Source organism: Brevibacillus humidisoli, assembly GCF_020923435.1.
In the GTDB taxonomy this organism is placed as follows: Bacteria; Bacillota; Bacilli; order Brevibacillales; family Brevibacillaceae; genus Brevibacillus_E; species Brevibacillus_E humidisoli.
In genome coordinates this window covers 2,402,026-2,419,494 of record NZ_CP087263.1, presented here as the reverse complement: position 1 = coordinate 2,419,494, position 17,469 = coordinate 2,402,026, and the positions used below count along the sequence as shown (strand labels likewise).

The 17,469-nt window shown below is 50.1% G+C and carries 15 protein-coding genes; all 15 read left to right on the top strand.

Annotation, left to right across the window (positions count from 1 at the left end):
• The first annotated feature begins 66 nt into the window (after nt 1–66).
• The 15 genes from glyQ to LOK74_RS11955 all read left to right on the top strand — a co-directional run bounded on the left by glyQ (nt 67) and on the right by LOK74_RS11955 (nt 17,449).
• On the top strand, nt 67–951 hold the full coding sequence (gene glyQ / locus LOK74_RS12025; RefSeq protein ID WP_230046988.1) for a glycine--tRNA ligase subunit alpha: 885 nt from the start codon (nt 67–69) through the stop codon (nt 949–951).
• Nucleotides 948–3,026 carry a glycine--tRNA ligase subunit beta gene (gene glyS, locus LOK74_RS12020; protein WP_230046834.1) on the top strand — a complete coding sequence of 693 codons (2,079 nt, stop codon included), beginning with the start codon at nt 948–950 and terminating at the stop codon, nt 3,024–3,026. Before glyQ ends, glyS begins: the two co-directional genes overlap by 4 nt.
• A gap of 209 nt (nt 3,027–3,235) precedes the next feature.
• Entirely contained in the window at nt 3,236–3,844 is a 609-nt protein-coding gene (ccpN, locus tag LOK74_RS12015) for a transcriptional regulator CcpN (protein ID WP_420908766.1), read from the top strand.
• Between the two features lie 11 nt (nt 3,845–3,855).
• Nucleotides 3,856–4,692 (top strand): pyruvate, water dikinase regulatory protein, encoded by an 837-nt coding sequence (locus LOK74_RS12010; protein ID WP_230046833.1) that lies wholly within the window; start codon nt 3,856–3,858, stop codon nt 4,690–4,692.
• 197 nt (nt 4,693–4,889) lie between these two features.
• Nucleotides 4,890–6,755 carry a DNA primase gene (dnaG, locus tag LOK74_RS12005; RefSeq protein ID WP_230046832.1) on the top strand — a complete coding sequence of 622 codons (1,866 nt, stop codon included), beginning with the start codon at nt 4,890–4,892 and terminating at the stop codon, nt 6,753–6,755.
• 26 nt (nt 6,756–6,781) lie between these two features.
• Complete coding sequence (gene rpoD, locus LOK74_RS12000; protein ID WP_230046831.1) at nt 6,782–7,906, top strand: RNA polymerase sigma factor RpoD; 1,125 nt, start codon at nt 6,782–6,784, stop codon at nt 7,904–7,906.
• A 166-nt stretch (nt 7,907–8,072) separates the two neighbouring features.
• The gene (locus tag LOK74_RS11995; RefSeq protein WP_230046830.1) at nt 8,073–8,660 is read left to right on the top strand and encodes a hypothetical protein; all 588 of its coding nucleotides are present in this window, start codon (nt 8,073–8,075) and stop codon (nt 8,658–8,660) included.
• Nucleotides 8,639–9,049 carry a hypothetical protein gene (locus tag LOK74_RS11990; RefSeq protein ID WP_230046829.1) on the top strand — a complete coding sequence of 137 codons (411 nt, stop codon included), beginning with the start codon at nt 8,639–8,641 and terminating at the stop codon, nt 9,047–9,049. The genes LOK74_RS11995 and LOK74_RS11990 overlap by 22 nt, the downstream gene beginning before the upstream one ends.
• A gap of 702 nt (nt 9,050–9,751) precedes the next feature.
• On the top strand, nt 9,752–10,747 hold the full coding sequence (locus LOK74_RS11985) for a formylglycine-generating enzyme family protein (RefSeq protein WP_230046828.1): 996 nt from the start codon (nt 9,752–9,754) through the stop codon (nt 10,745–10,747).
• A gap of 119 nt (nt 10,748–10,866) precedes the next feature.
• Nucleotides 10,867–11,946, top strand: a complete 1,080-nt coding sequence (locus tag LOK74_RS11980) for an ATP-grasp domain-containing protein (protein ID WP_230046827.1) — start codon at nt 10,867–10,869, stop codon at nt 11,944–11,946.
• Nucleotides 11,862–13,202, top strand: a complete 1,341-nt coding sequence (locus LOK74_RS11975; RefSeq protein ID WP_230046826.1) for an ATP-grasp domain-containing protein — start codon at nt 11,862–11,864, stop codon at nt 13,200–13,202. The genes LOK74_RS11980 and LOK74_RS11975 overlap by 85 nt, the downstream gene beginning before the upstream one ends.
• Before the next feature lie 18 nt (nt 13,203–13,220).
• A complete protein-coding gene (locus tag LOK74_RS11970) occupies nt 13,221–15,065 on the top strand; it encodes a WD40 repeat domain-containing protein (protein ID WP_230046825.1) in 1,845 nt (614 codons plus the stop codon).
• A gap of 8 nt (nt 15,066–15,073) precedes the next feature.
• Nucleotides 15,074–15,841 carry a GTP cyclohydrolase II gene (locus tag LOK74_RS11965; protein ID WP_230046824.1) on the top strand — a complete coding sequence of 256 codons (768 nt, stop codon included), beginning with the start codon at nt 15,074–15,076 and terminating at the stop codon, nt 15,839–15,841.
• Nucleotides 15,838–16,797 (top strand): pyridoxal-phosphate dependent enzyme, encoded by a 960-nt coding sequence (locus LOK74_RS11960; RefSeq protein ID WP_230046823.1) that lies wholly within the window; start codon nt 15,838–15,840, stop codon nt 16,795–16,797. The genes LOK74_RS11965 and LOK74_RS11960 overlap by 4 nt, the downstream gene beginning before the upstream one ends.
• A complete protein-coding gene (locus LOK74_RS11955) occupies nt 16,790–17,449 on the top strand; it encodes an SAM-dependent methyltransferase (RefSeq protein ID WP_230046822.1) in 660 nt (219 codons plus the stop codon). The genes LOK74_RS11960 and LOK74_RS11955 overlap by 8 nt, the downstream gene beginning before the upstream one ends.
• Nucleotides 17,450–17,469: the final 20 nt, after the last annotated feature.

Sequence of the window (17,469 nt, the reverse complement as noted above, 5' to 3'; positions counted from 1 at the left end):
TACACTGTTCGATCAGTGTAGCGGCGGGAGTTTTTTACGTTATAGGAGGTGGCAGAGAGCATGAAGATGACCTTTCAAGAGATCATATTAACCTTGCAGAACTTTTGGGCGAAGCAAAACTGTTTGATCGTCCAGCCGTACGATGTAGAAAAAGGGGCGGGGACGATGAATCCGATGACGTTTTTGCGGGCGATCGGACCTGAGCCGTGGAACGTCGCTTACGTCGAACCGTCCCGCCGACCGGTCGATGGCCGCTATGGGGAAAACCCCAATCGGTTGTACCAGCACCATCAGTTTCAGGTCATCATGAAACCGTCGCCTGACAACATCCAGGAGATCTACCTCGACAGCTTGCGTCAACTGGGCATTGAGCCGCTCGATCACGACATTCGCTTTGTCGAAGACAACTGGGAAGCGCCTACTCTTGGAGCGTGGGGCTTGGGCTGGGAAGTATGGCTGGACGGGATGGAAATTACGCAGTTTACCTACTTCCAGCAGGTTGGCGGTCTGGAATGCAGCCCGGTGGCTGTGGAGATCACTTACGGCTTGGAGCGGCTGGCATCCTATATCCAGGAAAAAGAAAACGTATTTGATCTGGAATGGGTGGGCGGTTTTACGTATGGTGACGTATTCCACCAGGCGGAGTATGAGCATTCCAAATATACCTTTGAGGTGGCAGACGCCCCGATGCTGTTCTCCCTCTTCACCACTTATGAGACGGAGGCGAAGCGGGCGATGGAAGCACGGCTCGTCTTTCCGGCGTACGACTACGTACTGAAGTGCTCGCACACCTTTAACCTGCTGGACGCGCGGGGCGCGATCAGTGTAACGGAGCGAACCGGCTACATTGCTCGGGTCCGCAATCTGGCTCGTGAAGTGGCACAGACGTATTATGCGGAGCGGGAGCGGCTGGGCTTTCCGATGTTGGGCAAAGGGGGAGTGACGAAATGAGCAAACACGATCTATTGTTGGAAATCGGTCTGGAAGAGATCCCTGCCCGCTTTATTGCCACTGCTGTGCAGCAGTTGGCAGAGAAAGTGGAGAAGTGGTTTGGCTCGGAGCGCATTGCATTTGAACGGATAGAGACGTATGAATCACCCCGTAGACTTGCATTGCTGGTAACCGGGGTGGCCGAGAGACAAGCAGACGTCAATGCGGAAGCCCGCGGTCCGGCACTGAAGATCGCCCGTGATGAAGCAGGCAACTGGACCAAAGCGGCACTCGGTTTTGCCAGAAGCAACGGCGTTGATCCAGAGCAGTTGGAGATCAAGGAACACAATGGAGTCGAGTATATATATGCTCGCAAAAGCGAAACCGGCCAACAGACGTCGAGCCGCCTTCCCTTGCTCGCTGATGTCATTCTCAGCCTTCATTTTCCCAAGAACATGCGGTGGGGAGCGTCTGACATCAAGTTTGTTCGACCGATTCGCTGGCTGGTCGCCTTGTTTGGCGATCAAGTGGTGGAGATGGAGATTGCAGGGGTAAAAACAGGGCGGACAAGCCACGGCCATCGATCCCTTGGCAGCGACGTGGAGATCGGCAATCCAGCCGAGTATGTAAGCAAACTAAAAGAGCAATACGTGCTGGTCGATCCTGTGGAGCGGCGGGAGAGAATTGTCCGTCAACTGCAGCAGTTGGAGAAGGAACAAGGTTGGCGTATTCCGATCGACAAAGGGCTGCTTGACGAGGTGGTTCACTTGGTTGAGTATCCAACTGCCTTGTACGGTACCTTTGATTCCGACTTTTTAGCGATCCCGCGTGATGTATTGGTCACCTCCATGCGTGAGCACCAGCGCTACTTCCCGGTGGAGAACGAAACTGGCGAACTCCTGCCCCATTTTGTAACGGTCCGGAACGGTGATGCTCGCTCGCTGGAGAACGTAGCGAGAGGCAATGAAAAGGTGTTGCGTGCCCGCCTCTCTGATGCTCGCTTTTTTTACGAAGAAGACCAGAAACGGCCGATCGCCGATTGTCTCAAGCGGTTGGAGAGCATTGTTTTCCACGAAGAATTGGGAACAATCGGGGACAAGGTTCGCCGGATTGGCAAGCTGACCGAGCAGATGGCAAGCCGTCTGACACTGGATACGGCGGAAGCAAAGACTGCCACACGAGTTGCTGAGATTGCCAAGTTCGATTTGGTGACGCAGATGGTGTATGAATTCCCGGAACTTCAGGGGATCATGGGGGAAGACTACGCCCGCAAAGCAGGCGAGCCGGAAGCAGTCGCACGCGGCGTATTTGAGCACTATCTGCCCCGATTTTCTGGTGACGAGCTGCCTTCATCCCAGGCAGCAGCGGTGGTTAGTGTCGCTGACAAGCTGGATACGATTGTCGGCTGCTTCTTGATCGGGATTATTCCGACCGGTTCGCAGGACCCGTACGCGCTGCGCCGTCAGGCTGCCGGGATTGTGCAAATTCTGCTTGATCGCGGCTGGACGCTGCCTCTAGACGAGCTGTTTGAAATGGCCTTGGCCATCTATCACGAGCAGGGAGTAGACAAGCGACCGGGGGCAGAGGTGAAGCGCGATTTGTTCGACTTCTTTGCGCTTCGTTTGAAAAATGTGCTGCAGGAAGCAGAGATTCGCTACGACGTGATCGATGCCGTGTTGGCTGCCGACGTGTCGCTGGTAGGCCAAACAGTGGCAAAAGCAAAGGCGTTGATGGCTGCTGTTCAAACGGACGCATTCAAATTGGCGGTTGAGCAGTTTAACCGTGTGTTCAATCTGGCGCAGAAGGCAGAGTCGCAAGCGATTGATGCTGAGCTGTTCCAGGAGACAGCAGAACGGCAGCTTGCAGAAGCACACCAGGCCGTGTCGGCGGAAGTTGAATCGCTCTATCAACACGGCGACATGGAGCGTGTGCTTGAGACATTGACAAGCTTGAGCGAGCCAATCCAGCAGTTCTTCGAACAGGTGATGGTCATGGCCGACGATCCGCAGATCCGCAGCAACCGTCTGGCCCTGCTGCAGCAGTTGTCCAGTCAGATCCAGCGCTATGCCGATTTCACCAAACTGGTTTTTGCGTAAACCTGATCAGCCTCCGTCGATGGATTGACGGAGGTTTCTCTTGGTACAAGCGTCGCCCAGACAAAAAGTGTAACAAGCCGAATAATGGATACGTTTTTCTGATCGGTTATGCAGGAAAATGATCACCAATAGAGTAATACTAGAGGATAGAAAAGCCAAAGAACCGGTGGTGATCCACTATCGAACTAAGCAAACGCCAAGAGTTGATCTTGCAAATCGTCAAGGAGGAGGGGCCGATTACCGGGGAGCAGATCGCCGAAAGGCTCAACCTGACGCGTGCTACGCTGAGGCCTGATCTATCCGTACTGACGATGTGTGGGTACCTCGATGCGAGACCACGTGTCGGCTATTTTTATGCAGGTCGACCTGACGGCAACGTGATCAGTGAGAGATTGCATAAACTGAAGGTTCAAGATTACAAAGCACTGCCGATCGCTGTCCAGGAATCTGCTTCTGTGTACGACGCGATCGTCACGCTTTTTTTGGAAGATGTCGGTACGCTCTACGTGGTGAATCAGAAGGGATTTTTGGCCGGAGTGGTGTCGCGCAAAGATTTGCTGCGTGCTTCCCTTGGCAATAAGGCACTGGAAGACATCCCGGTCAGCATCATCATGAGCAGGATGCCCAATATTGTAACCGTTACACCAGAAGAGAGCTTGTTCGAGGCAGCCAAAAAGCTGATTGACTTTCAGATAGATTCACTTCCCGTGGTTCGACCGACGGAAGAAGACAGCCGAAGTTTTGAACTGCTTGGTCGGGTGACAAAAACGACGATCGTCAAGGTGTTTGTGGAATTGGGCCATGAGCCGAGTGTTTAGGAGGAGATCAGATGCAAGAGAATCAACCTGGCCAAATCATCTACGTTGTCTCTGATTCGATCGGTGAAACCGCTGAGTTCGTAGTACGTGCCGCAGCCAGCCAGTTTGACAATCATCTCATTCATACGGAAAAGTATCCCTATATAGAAGACAAAGCGTCGATCGATGAGATTGTCGATTCCGCCAAAGAATCAAACGCCCTGATCGTGTTTACGCTGGTTGTCCCCGAACTGAAAGACTACATTGTAGAGCGGGCGGCAGCCGCTGGCGTACCGGTCATCGATGTGATGGGGCCATTGATGGGGGCGCTCCAGCAGATCCTGCAGTCTTCGCCTACGGGGAAACCCGGGTTGGTCAGACGGCTCGATGAAGAGTACTTCCGAAAAGTAGACGCGATCGAGTTTGCCGTCAAATACGATGACGGACGGGATCCGCGCGGTCTGCTTCGCGCTGATGTCGTGCTGATCGGGGTATCACGGACATCGAAGACACCGCTATCGATGTACCTGGCCAACAAGCGGTTAAAAGTAGCCAACGTCCCCCTCGTTCCGGAAGTGGAACCGCCTGAGGAGCTGTTCCAGCTGCCCGAGGGACGAATTATTGGGTTGAAGATCAGTTCCGAACAGTTGACAGGGATTCGCGCCGAACGACTCAAGTCACTCGGACTCGCTTCACAAGCCAACTACGCAACGATGGAGCGGATCAACGTCGAACTGGAATATTCGCAGCAGATTATGGAAAGGCTAGGCTGTCCGGTGATTGACGTGTCCAACAAGGCGGTAGAGGAAACGGCCAATATCATCCTGGAAATGATACGCGGAAACCGGATTCGCAAAGAAAAGCACTAGAAAAAAGGAATTTTTCCGTCTTGTGTCGAAACGCTCTGTAGTAGCGGGACTGAAGCCTGCTGGCGCTGATTGCAGCTGGCCAGCGGTTTACAGGGACAAAAAGCTGTAGAAAATGAGAAAAGAAGTTGTTAGGAAGAAGGATTTTGCCGAATCTTGACGAAGATACTATCTTCACTGTCTCATGAAGGGTGGAGATTATGTCACGATCCACTTCTGAAGAATTGACACAGCAGATCCGTTCGGCGATCGATATTGTCGACCTGATCAGCGAACATGTCCAGTTAAAAAAGAGTGGGCGGTCGATGATCGGGCTGTGCCCGTTTCATTCTGAAAAAACTCCTTCATTCCATGTCAGTGCTGAGCGGCAGTTCTTTCACTGCTTTGGCTGCAAGGCCGGAGGAGATGTTTTTTCCTTCATCATGCAGATGGAGCAGCTCACGTTCCCGGAAGCGCAGCGCAAACTGGCAGAGCGGGCTGGGATTCAGCTTCCCGCCACTCACTCAGCCGACGGCGAAAAAGAGAACACGGCGAAGCTGGCGATGTATGAAGCGCATAAACTGGTGGCGAAACTATACCATCACGTGCTGACGTCAATGCCCTACGGTCAAAAAGCGATGGAATATCTGCGCAAGCGTGGAATGTCAGATCAGACGATAGCCGAGTTTCAAATCGGCTTTGCACCAGACTCTTGGGACTTTCTCACCAACTGGCTGCAAAAGCGCGGATTTTCTTTGCCGGTGATGGTAGAGGCAGGCCTGTTGGCTCGCAGCGAAAGCGGGCAGCGGATCTATGACCGCTTTCGTGGACGGATCATGTTCCCCATCCATGACACCCAGGGGGAAGTGATTGGCTTTGGCGGTCGCTCCCTAGATGGATCGCCGCCCAAGTACCTCAACAGCCCCGAGTCGCCCTTGTTTTCCAAGAGCAGTGTGATCTTTAATCTGCATCGCTCTCGAACGTCGATCCGCAAACGAAAGCAGGCGATCTTGTTCGAAGGATACGTCGATGTGATTTCCGCCTGGCAGGCCGGTATACAGCAGGGCATTGCCACGCTTGGAACGGCGTTTACTGAACAGCAGGCACGGATGATCCGGCGCAATGCTGAGCAAGTGATCATCTGCTACGACGGGGATGCGGCAGGACAGGAGGCGACAGAAAAGGCAGTTGACCTGCTGCAGCAGGCCGGATGCGCAGTAAGGGTGGCGCCGCTGCCGCAAGGGGTTGACCCAGACGAGTACATCCGGCGGAACGGTGCAGAGGCTTTTTCGCAAAACGTGCTTCTGCAAGCGTTACCCGTGACGGCATTTCGTCTGCAAAAGCTGCGGACCAGGCAGGTGATTCGGGATGAGAGTGATCAGGCGCGTTACGTGCAGGAAGCACTGAGCATTATCACGCAGCTTCCGAGCGCGGTTGAGCGCGACATGTACGAACGGCAGTTGGCAGAGGAGTTCTCTTTATCCTTGGATGCGATCAAGGTGGAAGCCCGAAAAGCGTATAAGCGCCAAAAATTACATCAACAAAGGGATAAAGTAACGCCAGCATGGAATAATAGTATAAATAATGGCAAATTTACGCTCACCAAAACGTTGCCACCAGCCCATCAAACAGCAGAACGAATGCTGCTGTACTACATGATGCGCAGCAGAGAGGTGGCTGATCGCGTGCAGCAGGAGTGCGGTGCCCGCTTTTATACGGATGAACACAGCGCCTTGGCTGCGTATTTGTACGCCTACTATGCAGAGGGGCACCCGGAAGACCCTGGACGTTTTATCCACTACGTGCAAGATGAAAAGTGCAAGCAATTAGCCTCGGGATTGGCCATGATGGAGTGTAAGGAGCACGTATCTGAACTTGAGATCAGCGACTACATCAGACAAGTAAACAACTACCCGATGCGCGCCGAACTTGACGAGCTTCGCGCTGAGCAGCAGAAATTGACGCTGCAGGCGGCAAACGAAGAGGATGAAGACGCGCGCAGGCAGACCGTGATTCAAGCAGCCATGCTAGGGATGAGGATTCATGAGTTGGAAAATGCTTTAAAAGAGAAGGGTAGCGACCATTAACATTCCCGAGGAAGGAGGGAAAGTAGATGAACAAGCAAAACATCACTCCAGATATGGAAGCTTCGTCCATTGAACAGGTAAAGGAACAACTGGTCGAGTTGGGCAAAAAGCGCGGCATGCTTACCTACAAGGAAATCACGGAGAGGTTGTCCGGCTTTGATCAGGATTCCGATCAGATCGACGAGTTCTTTGAGTTTCTCGGCGATCAAGGGGTCGAAGTAACGAACGATAGTGAAGAAGACGTCGATGAGATGATGATGAAGGACGACGATGATGATGTAGAAGAGTTCGACTTCGAAGACCTCTCCATTCCTCCGGGTATTAAGATCAACGACCCGGTACGAATGTATCTGAAAGAGATCGGTCGAGTTCCTCTGCTTTCCGCAGAAGAAGAGATCAAACTGGCCCACCGTATCGAACAGGGGGACGAGGAAGCAAAACGTCGTTTGGCGGAAGCCAACTTGCGACTCGTCGTCAGCATTGCTAAACGGTATGTAGGCCGCGGCATGTTGTTCCTCGATTTGATTCAGGAAGGCAATATGGGTTTGATCAAGGCGGTAGAGAAATTCGATTACCGGAAGGGATTCAAGTTTAGTACCTATGCCACTTGGTGGATACGCCAAGCGATTACACGGGCAATAGCCGATCAGGCTCGGACGATCCGGATTCCGGTTCACATGGTGGAGACGATCAACAAGCTGATTCGCGTTTCCCGTCAGCTGCTGCAGGAGCTAGGACGTGAACCCACCCCTGAAGAAGTGGCAGAAAAAATGGATTTGACGCCGGAGAAGGTACGGGAGATTATGAAGATCGCACAAGAACCAGTCTCCCTGGAAACGCCAATCGGTGAAGAAGACGACTCTCACCTAGGCGACTTTATTGAAGATCAAGATGCGCTGGCTCCTTCTGATGCGGCTGCCTACGAACTGCTCAAGGAACAGTTGGAAGATGTTCTTGACACCCTGACAGACCGTGAAGAAAACGTGCTTCGTTTACGCTTTGGACTGGATGACGGACGTACTCGCACACTGGAAGAGGTAGGAAAAGTATTTGGTGTAACACGCGAGCGTATTCGTCAGATCGAAGCGAAAGCACTTCGAAAACTGCGCCATCCAAGCAGAAGCAAGCGCTTAAAAGACTTCCTAGAATAACCGATAAGAAACTTAGAGACCGCCTACGTACTTCAATAACTACTGTTGCGTAGGCGTTTCTTTTTCTTTGCGATCACCTGAAAAAGAGAGCAGCACTATGCCTTGTTCTATTATACAATATATGTAAATCAAGTTGTAGCGTTTTTCCTCGAGGAGGTCGGCTTGTTTGGATGCGCAACGCAGAAAAACGATTGTAGATGAGATCAACCACTGGCGAAAAAATCAACTGCTGCCTGAACATTATTGCATCTTCTTATTAAACCTGTATACGGAGGGAGAACTTCCACCTCGTCCAGAAATTACCGTTTCGGCGAAAAGAAGTGCCTCCGGATCCGATCGAGACGGTTCCACAGCTTACAGAACCGGCACATCTGGGAACACACGGAGCCAGAAGGGTGGTTACGAGACAGAAACTGCTCCCTATGGTTCGAAAGAAGGCTTCCGCTATCCGGCAGAGCAGGCAGGCACAGTCTCCTGGAAGATGCTGTTTGCCTGGTTAGGCACGGCCACTGTAATCGCTGTCATGATCTTACTTGCTTTTCATTTTAACGGTTTTACCACGCCAATGCAAATCACCATCCTGACTGCAGGCATCCTTTTTTTCTATGTCCTGTCGTTTATTGTCAGACGACGTGCTCCTGTGTTTACCCATGCAACATTGGGTGCCTCATTTTTGCTATTGATTATAGCAGGCTTTTTTTCCTGCGGAAGTGGGAACTTCCCAACTCGTCCATGCTGGCATTTTTGGCCGTAGTCTGCTTGCTCTGGCTGCTCAACGGGCTGATGTTTCGCTTTAGCTACCTGATCTACTGCGGGATCATTGGGCTGGGTATCGTTTATGGTGTCGTGACCACATTACTGGTTGATGCGGACTACAGCTGGTGGATTGTGCAGTTGTATTGGGTTCCGCTGTCCATGATGATGATTGGTGTCGGATTTCTTTTGAGCGAACGGCAACCACAGTTGGCCGGGGCGTTGGCTGTATGCGGTCTGCTGTTTTTCTTCGGTGCGGAGATCAGCTCTTTGTATATCGTTCAGGCACAACACGATGTGATTCAATTGCTGCTTTTCGTTAAAGTGCTGCTAAGTTCAGCCTTCTTTTTTGCTACTCGTCGCTTTTGGTTTCAATGGTTGGGTCTGTAAAAAAGCGCTACTCTTTCAACCAGTTTGCCATGGCAAACCGGTTTTTCTTTTCTGGCGAGGAATTGCTGCTGATTGATCAACATTGTATTCAGCGGGAGACGCTCGATACTTGTCGATCAAATAAATATTTGCGGTATATCTCTTTTTATTGTATATTAAATAAAGATTTATTGAACGAAGAATCTAAGCGAGGCAATACTAGGACGCAACGTTCAGCATTTATCCCTCAAAGGCGAGCTGGTATTGTCTAGGTTCCATCTCCTCAAGGTTTCATATCATCAAGCTTTAAAACAATACGACAGATCGTCGTCCTCCTTCATAACTGACGAAATATTTTTCCTATTTTGATTGAAATCCCTTTACTTCCCGTTGATCGCCTCTCACTCAGCACGATTTATAAGCAAATCTAGACCTGTAATGGTGTTGTCCAAGGAGAAGGTTTGTCACACATAAGCAAAAAAGTTGAAAATTTCCGACAAATAGCGACACGAACGCCAGAAATGCTTTTATAATAAATATTGACATAAAAAGAAATATTTGGATAATCTTAAATTAGCATCTGAACGACAAAAAATCAGTTTTTGGATACGGGTGTATGACGTTGATTGACCAACGCCATCGCAAAGCGGTATCTGTAAGGGATTGTTAGGAGGCCATGGATAACGAATAGGAGAGCCTGTTTAAAAGGGGAGGGGGTAAATAATGACTTACCAGGGATCGCTTGCTCGTTTCAAAGGTCAGTTGAACAGTTTAAGTGACCGTGGAGCGATGGGACTGCCTGAATACTACACTTCGGGCAGATTAGAGGGTATTCAACCGAGCTTTGATGTTTTAAGAAAAAGCAGCAGGGACGAGTTGGTTAGCATCGCGGAAAGCAACGACGCCCCATTCGCAGAGCGTTATACGGCTGGAGCTATTCTCTCTCTATTGGGGGATCCCAGAATAAACATTTTTAACCCTGAGATGATAGTGATACCCGGTTGCATAACCAGACTGGGTCTAGAGCCGGAGAAGGTAGATCAGATTGTCAGATTGTTTGAGGAGACGGGGATTATCCCTGAATGGATTGAAAAGGAAACACCGGCCTTTGAGGTGGAAATCCGCACATTCAAAATAGCCAAGTATCCAGTGACAAATCTGGAGTGCCTGGCATTCTTAAAAGAGAATACGGCAGCCGAAATACCTAGTTCATGGAGATTTGGCCGCTATCCCTTCGAGTTGGCCAATCACCCCGTACATACTGTTTCGGCAGAAAGTGCCGATGCCTACGCAGCATGGCTTTCTGAGAAGACGGGCCGATCATTCCGCTTGCCGTCTGAATACGAATGGGAGTATGCAGCAGCCGGAGCGGAGCGATTGGAGTTCCCATGGGGCGATCAGTTTTTGGACGATCATGCCAATACGATTGAGAGTGGAATTCTCGGCACTACACCTGTTGGTATCTTCCCAAAAGGCTATTCAAGATTTGGGGTGGCTGATATGGCTGGAAACGTAGAGGAATATGTAGCCGATCTCTATCGCCCATACCCTAGCGGCAAAAGGATTGAAGATGATTTGTCCCATTCACTAGGTACGTACCGTGTAGCGAGAGGGGGAAGCTTCACACGCTTTCGAGACCTTGCCCGCTGTAAGCGAAGGCACGGCAGATTTCCGCGAGACATCTATGTTATGGGATTCCGCCTGGCAGAAGACGTATGAGGAGGTGACAAAAGATTAAACACATCTTGTTGGTGGGGAGTTTTCTGAATGCTCAAAAGAGATACTCTTCTCACTATCGGATTACGCTTATTAGCTGTGCAGAGGAATTGCGCTTCGGAGTGGAAAGCCTCAAGCTGGCGGATCAAGTATTGATTCACGATTTTACAAACCTCGATGGGTTGGTCAAGAAGGCACACGCTTTGCATCAAGTTGATCCGTTTGATGGTGTGCTTGCCTTTTCGGAGGAGGGGCTTCTGCCTGCAGCAGCAATAGCCGCTCACCTCAATATTCCCGGCTTGGAGCAAGGGCCTGTGCATAAAACGTGCAACAAGTACCTTATGCGAAAAGCGTTGGAATCAATTCCCCATCTTAACGTCCCCTATTCTCTTTGCACAGGGGAGGAGGACGTAAGGGATTTTTTTGACAGCGTCGGTTTCCCCTTCGTGTTGAAGCCCTTGACCGGATTCGGCAGCAAAGGTGTCGTATTTGTAAACTCGCCGGACGAGATGGAACAGGCTTATTTGTACAGCAGCAGCAACGGTCAAGAATCCGTTCTAGCTGAGGCATATTCTGTGGGAACAGAATTTAGTGTAGAGTCCTTTACGTATAAAGGTGAACACGAGATCCTTGCCATTACGGACAAGGCCAATACCGGTCCGCCGCATTTTGTAGGCACATTTCACTCTTTGCCAAGTTTGGCCCCGCCGGAACTGCAAAAAATGATTATGCGTTCAGTCAAAGAGTTGCTGGACTGCATCAACCTCACGTTTGGACCGGCCCATACGGAAGTAATCGTAACAGATCAGGGGGTCAAAATCATAGAATCGCAGATCAGACCAGGCGGTCGGATCTATCACATGATCGAAGGCGCATTAGGGGTCGATATTTTCCATTTGACAGCGAGGAAATTGTTTGATCAGGAGTACGTTCCGAAAAAGGGCATGGGAGGAGCCGCAATCTTTTTTATTGATGCCGCTCCAGGAATTGTTGAAAAAGTTGTTGGGCTGGAGCGGGTGCGGGAAGACCCTTCCGTATACGATCTATCCATCCGATGCAAGGCAGGCGACACGGTTAGCGTATGGAAGAGCTCCTCCGATCGATTGGGGCACCTCATTTGTGTCGGCAGTACAGCGGAGCAGGCGATTGCTTCGGCAAAGAAAATGGGACAAGAGCTCAAGATTGTCACAAAGAAATCCTAAGCGAGGGAAAATCTTTGGCACACATAATGTTCATTGAGAGCAACCCTATCGGTTTTGAGGGGATCAGGAGAGCAAAAGAACGCGGTCACCGCATTACCTTTGCTACAACAGACTTGGATTATTACCACAGACGGAACCAGCTGCAGCCAGTTCTTCAAAGTATCGATAAAATAATCGAATTGCCTTCGTACGATGACATGGATCAGGCAGAAGCAGAGATACGGAAGTGGTTGGGGGGTGATCAACTTGACTCCATCATGACCTTTAATGAACTGCATGTTGCCGTTGCTGCACAAATGGCTGCTCGTTTTGGATTGCAAGGCTTGCCTCCCCAAGTGGCGAGAAACGCAAGGGATAAGTGGAAATCCAGAATGCTTTTGCAGGAACAGGGCATTGCTGTTCCTAGATATCAGTATGTATCCGACTTGGAAGAGTCTCTGCGTATAGGCCACGCCATTGGTTACCCTGTCGTGGTAAAGCCAAGGGACGGGACAGGAAGTCTTTACGTCCGTTGTATCCACAATGATCACGAAATGAAACAGTACTTTGATGAGCTGAAATCCGTAACTGAGTATGGACGTTCCGTAAGACGGGAGAGGGGATTTCTTGTTGAAGAGTTTGTTTATGGAACGCTTATCAGTGTCGAAACCATGACGCACAGCGGCCATACAGACGTGATTGGCATCACCGAGAGGGATGTTACCGGCTATCCTTACTTCGTAGAAATCGGCTCCTTGTTTCCCTCTGATCATCCACAATCCGAATTGATTAGAGCCACAGCCATCCAAGCCATTGAGGCCCTCGATATTCACTTTGGGATTTGTCATATTGAAATGATCGCCACAAGTAGTGGTCCTGTTGTGATTGAGGTCAACCCACGTCTGGCAGGTGGATTGATTCCCAAGCTGATCGAATTGGCGACAGGGATTGACATGATTGAGGCGACCCTCGATCTTCACCTGGGAAAACCTGTCCGTTTGATTCCGCATAAAGGCCGCTATGCTTATTCATTCCATTTTACACCACCGTGTGTAGGGAAACTGACGGCAACCAAAGGGTGGGAACAGGTGATTTCATCACCATCCGTGGCAGATGCGGCTTGGTGGAAAGAGGATGGAGCACTTTTACCCCCATTGCGTTCAAATTTTGATCGACTCGGGTACGTTGTGGTCGAGTGTGATAGCGGAGCTCAGATTCGGGAGAAGACGCGGGAGATTATTCAACAGATGAGATTGCTCATTGAATACAATCTGTAAGACATGGAGGCGTGTAATATGAACGTAATGGAAGAGAAAATCAACGATACGTTTAACAGACACAGAGGTCCGGTAACATGTGTAGCGCAGATTGGACAAACCGATGATGTGGTAACCTCAGCTTACGATGGCGCAGTCGCAATCTTTAACGTGAAAAGCGGTGACGTGCAATTGCTAGGTTATCATGATCATCTGGCAAACCGCATTATCGTCAATCAGGAGGGGACAAAAGCTGCTTCCTGCTCCTCTGATTACACGATTAAAATCTGGAATCTGGCAACCCGCAGGCTGGAGAGAGTACTGCACGGGCACAGTGATGATGTGGAAGATTTCATTTTCGTAAACGAGAAAATGGGAGTATCCGCCTCACGGGACCAACGAATACTGGTTTGGGATTTGACGACGGGAGCGATTCTTCGTGTCGTTGAAGGTCATGAGAAGGACGTGCTTTCCCTAGCATACCATGAGGGAAAAATTTATTCCTCCGGTGATGATAAAACCCTGCGGGTCTGGGATCTGAACACAGGACAATTACTCAATATGTGGGGGCCATTTCAAGTAGAGACAGATACTTGTGCGATAGATGTGCGTCACAACCGCGTTATCCTCGGTTGTGATGATGGATATGTGCGGGTTTTTGACATTGCCACGGGTGCATTGATGCGTGAAATCCACGCACACAGCTCCGGAATCAAGAAAGTTGCCGTTTCTCCGGCTACGGGGGACATATTGTCTGCGGCTTACGATCAACAGTTGCTGATTTGGGATGCCAACCACTTCACATGCAAACTGCGCTTAGAGAATCATCCGGTCAAGTGGGAACGTTCTTTGACGTGGTCTACTGAGGGAGACGTCATCCTGGCTGGCACGTTTGACGGAACGGTGTTGGTGTGGGACGCCGTAACAGGCAAGTTTTTACGGGAGATTGGCGACATTGGTGACGTAAAAGGCAACCCATGCTTCAATGACGTGGCCGCTACGGCTGATGGAGACCTCGCGTTGGTAAGCGACGACGGTTATATCAGGCTGAAAACGATGAATCAAGAATCTGGGCCCTCCGAGCTGGTTGAACCGGTCTCTGGCAGGTTTCTGATGAATGGCGTGGCCATGAACAAAAAGTACAGTCTGGTTGTAGGGGGAGCTCATAATCAGCGGGTTCATCTATTCCATATGGCAAATAACAAGCTGCAAGACGAAAAGGAAGTACTGTTGGGAGAAGGGCCAATCAATACGATTCGCATTTCTGAACATCCCGGCCACGAAGGGGAATCTTTTGTTGGATGTTACAGTGGCGCGATCGTCAGAGTAAGTTCAACAGGATCTATACTTGGACACATCCGCGTACATGAAGGGGCGGTCAAGGCATTGCGCCTGCACCCGACGAAACCGCAAGGAGTAAGTTGCTCTGCGGCAGGAGAATTAACTTCATGGACATTTGATGGGCAGGTTATCCACCAATATCTCGGACATACGGCGATTATCAATGATGTAGATCTTGATCCTTCCGGGACGTTGTTGTCCAGCGTATCAAGGGATTTTACCGTAAAGGTGTACGAATTTTTTACCGGAAAACTGGTCCACTCCTATAGCCTTGGCAGGCGTTCTCTAAAATCAGTTTGTTTTTACGATGAACAGACGGTTATCGTCGGGGATTACTGGGGACATCTGATGCGGGTAGATTTGTCCACAGGGGATGTATTGCGGTACAGAGTGGCACGCAACGGGATTAGCAGCATTACTCGGATGAATGATCAGATAGTGGCCGTATCTTACGATGGAGGGATCTATTTTGTCGTTCCACATGATCTGACAATCGTGAGAGCGGATAAAGAGATGCAGCAACGAGTTCAGGTATTGGGGTAACCAAAGCTATGTTGACCAAAAGCAGTCTGTATAACGTGCTGTTGTCCCGTTGGCAGGTGATAAAGGATGGCGATGGAGAGATTGTCTACCTGTTCGGTCCCAATCAGATGCCGATCAAAATCGATGACCAAACGCATGTGTTTCAATGGTTTACATGGCTTAAAGCCGAAAACTTGCCCGAGAATATCGAGGAGTTTTTGGACGCATTGCCTGAGCAAGACTTGTCGCGCCTGCAATACAGTTCTTTGCTGACGTACGGTGATTTTTCCGGTGCAGAGGAAGCAAAAATCCGACTGCACAGTATTTGCCATACAGGCGATATTTTTGGCAGTCAGCGTTGCGACTGTGGAAGTCAATTCCGGGAGGCGCTTAAAAGGATTGTTGCATTTGGAGCGGGAGGCCTGTTTTATCTCGCTGATCATGAAGGAAGAGGCATCGGCTTGTTTAGCAAAGCATTAACCTATGCCCTACAGGAAGAGGGGCTAGACACAGCGGAGGCAAACAAAGCGCTGGGATTGGCGATAGACCAACGAAGCTACCATGAAGCGGTGCTGGTGCTGAAGTGGTTGCGCAACAAGCCGATCATTCTGCTAAGCAATAATCCAGACAAAGTCCAGTTTTTGTCTGATGGTGGAGTATTCGTCTCAGGAGTGGAGCCGTTGATGGGGGAAGTAAGTGAATACAATCATTTTTACCTGGCAACGAAAGCGGATGTTTTTTTGCGCGATATAAAATTGCCCGAAAAAATAGTGAACAAAAAGGGGTGGGCACTATGACGTTCCTCCCAAAAGTAGAGGAAAGGCGGTTAGGGGATTTTGCCGGCAAACTGGGCAACACCCCCATTATGGAGGTTCCATCGACGCCTGGAGCCGGAAAAATATTGGCAAAATGTGAGTGGCATAATCCAACCGGTTCAGTCAAAGATCGAACGGCATACGCCATGATGGCAGAGGTTCTAAAAGGGGTGGCTGAGGAGGAGCAGGAGCGTTTACATATTCTCGAGTACAGTGGAGGTAACCTTGGCCTATCTCTTGCTACCATCTGCCACTTGCTGCAGATCAAGCTGACGCTGGTGCTAAGTAACGGGGCAAATAAAAGTCTGCTTGCGAGTCTGCAATCACTTGGAGCAAACGTGAAGCTTGTCGACAAACAGAAGGGGTTCTGGGGCGTGATGGAAACCACATTCCAATTAAGCGATTCAGATCCTTCCTATACGTTTCTCTACCAGCATCGCAATGAAGCCAACTTTCACATCCACAAGAACGAAACAGGCAAGGAAATCTTAGAGCAGGTAGATGGAAAAATCGATGCCTGGGTAGCTTCGATCGGAACTGGAGGAACCCTGATGGGTGTCTATGAGACGTTGTCCTCCAAGTTTCCAGACATGGAGCTTCACGCTGTCACGCCTGCGGAACTTCCTTATGGCAGCGAACAACCTCCAAACGGTTTGCGCAAATATGCGGGTTCCGGAGGGCTGGGGTGTGGGAGAAAACAGCTTTTTGTCGAACGGAAAGAGCAAAAAGTAACCCGGCATTGGACGTACAGCTTTCAGGACACGCTTGTGGAGATGAGGAGATTTTACGAAGAGACTGGGGTAAAGATTGGCACATCAGCTGCAGCAAATCTACTGGCAGCTCGCCGTGTCGCGGAACTGTTAGGATCAAACGCTGTCGTCGTAACCGTCTTTCCGGATGCCGGTTCTCCGGAAGAGTGGGAGGCAGCTTATGGATGATCACGATTCGTACAAACAGATTCTCCTCGACAGTTTTACAAACAGTTATCAAACCGGGAAAGACTTATGGTCATTGGATCAGGGACTAACGGATATCGCGCAACTGTTGTTAAGCCGCCTCAGTCCGGACTCCCCCCAACATGTCCTGGATATAGGGACGGGAAATGGCAGGCATGCTGAGCTCTTTCTCGCACAGGGAATCCGTTTTACGGGCATTGATTTGTATCGGCACAGGGATTGGGAAAAGTATGAGCGTCTGTATTCCGATTCTGCCACCTTTGTTCACTCGCCTTTTCTTGACTGGAACAACCCAGCAGCTTTCACGGCTATTCTCGACAATGGCTGCTTCCATCACCAGCATCCTGCGGAGTATGGACCGTATCTCAAAAAGATCTATCAACTGCTGACCGATGGTGGTTATCTGACGCTTGGTCTTTATGCAGCGAATGATCATGAAACAATCGGACGCTTTGAGGTTATGCCGAGCGGGAAGTACAGGCGCTACTTTACACCGGTAGAGATTCAATCCCTGCTGCAAGAAAACGGGTTTGTCTGCCTTCAAGTCAATAAAGTCCTTGTCAAAGAACGAAATCGATATTACCTTGCTGCGCTGGCTCAAAAACCAGGGAAGCGGGGGGGCGGGTCAGTATGATGCTTCTTTTTGCACAATAA

Coding starts and splice junctions, on each gene's coding strand:
- LOK74_RS12010 (WP_230046833.1), top strand. CDS start 3,856: ATGCAAGAGAATCAACCTGGCCAAATCATCTACGTTGTCTCTGATTCG.
- LOK74_RS11965 (WP_230046824.1), top strand. CDS start 15,074: ATGTTGACCAAAAGCAGTCTGTATAACGTGCTGTTGTCCCGTTGGCAG.
- glyS (WP_230046834.1), top strand. CDS start 948: ATGAGCAAACACGATCTATTGTTGGAAATCGGTCTGGAAGAGATCCCT.
- dnaG (WP_230046832.1), top strand. CDS start 4,890: ATGTCACGATCCACTTCTGAAGAATTGACACAGCAGATCCGTTCGGCG.
- LOK74_RS11955 (WP_230046822.1), top strand. CDS start 16,790: ATGGATGATCACGATTCGTACAAACAGATTCTCCTCGACAGTTTTACA.
- glyQ (WP_230046988.1), top strand. CDS start 67: ATGACCTTTCAAGAGATCATATTAACCTTGCAGAACTTTTGGGCGAAG.
- LOK74_RS11960 (WP_230046823.1), top strand. CDS start 15,838: ATGACGTTCCTCCCAAAAGTAGAGGAAAGGCGGTTAGGGGATTTTGCC.
- LOK74_RS11985 (WP_230046828.1), top strand. CDS start 9,752: ATGACTTACCAGGGATCGCTTGCTCGTTTCAAAGGTCAGTTGAACAGT.
- LOK74_RS11970 (WP_230046825.1), top strand. CDS start 13,221: ATGAACGTAATGGAAGAGAAAATCAACGATACGTTTAACAGACACAGA.
- rpoD (WP_230046831.1), top strand. CDS start 6,782: ATGAACAAGCAAAACATCACTCCAGATATGGAAGCTTCGTCCATTGAA.
- LOK74_RS11990 (WP_230046829.1), top strand. CDS start 8,639: ATGCTGGCATTTTTGGCCGTAGTCTGCTTGCTCTGGCTGCTCAACGGG.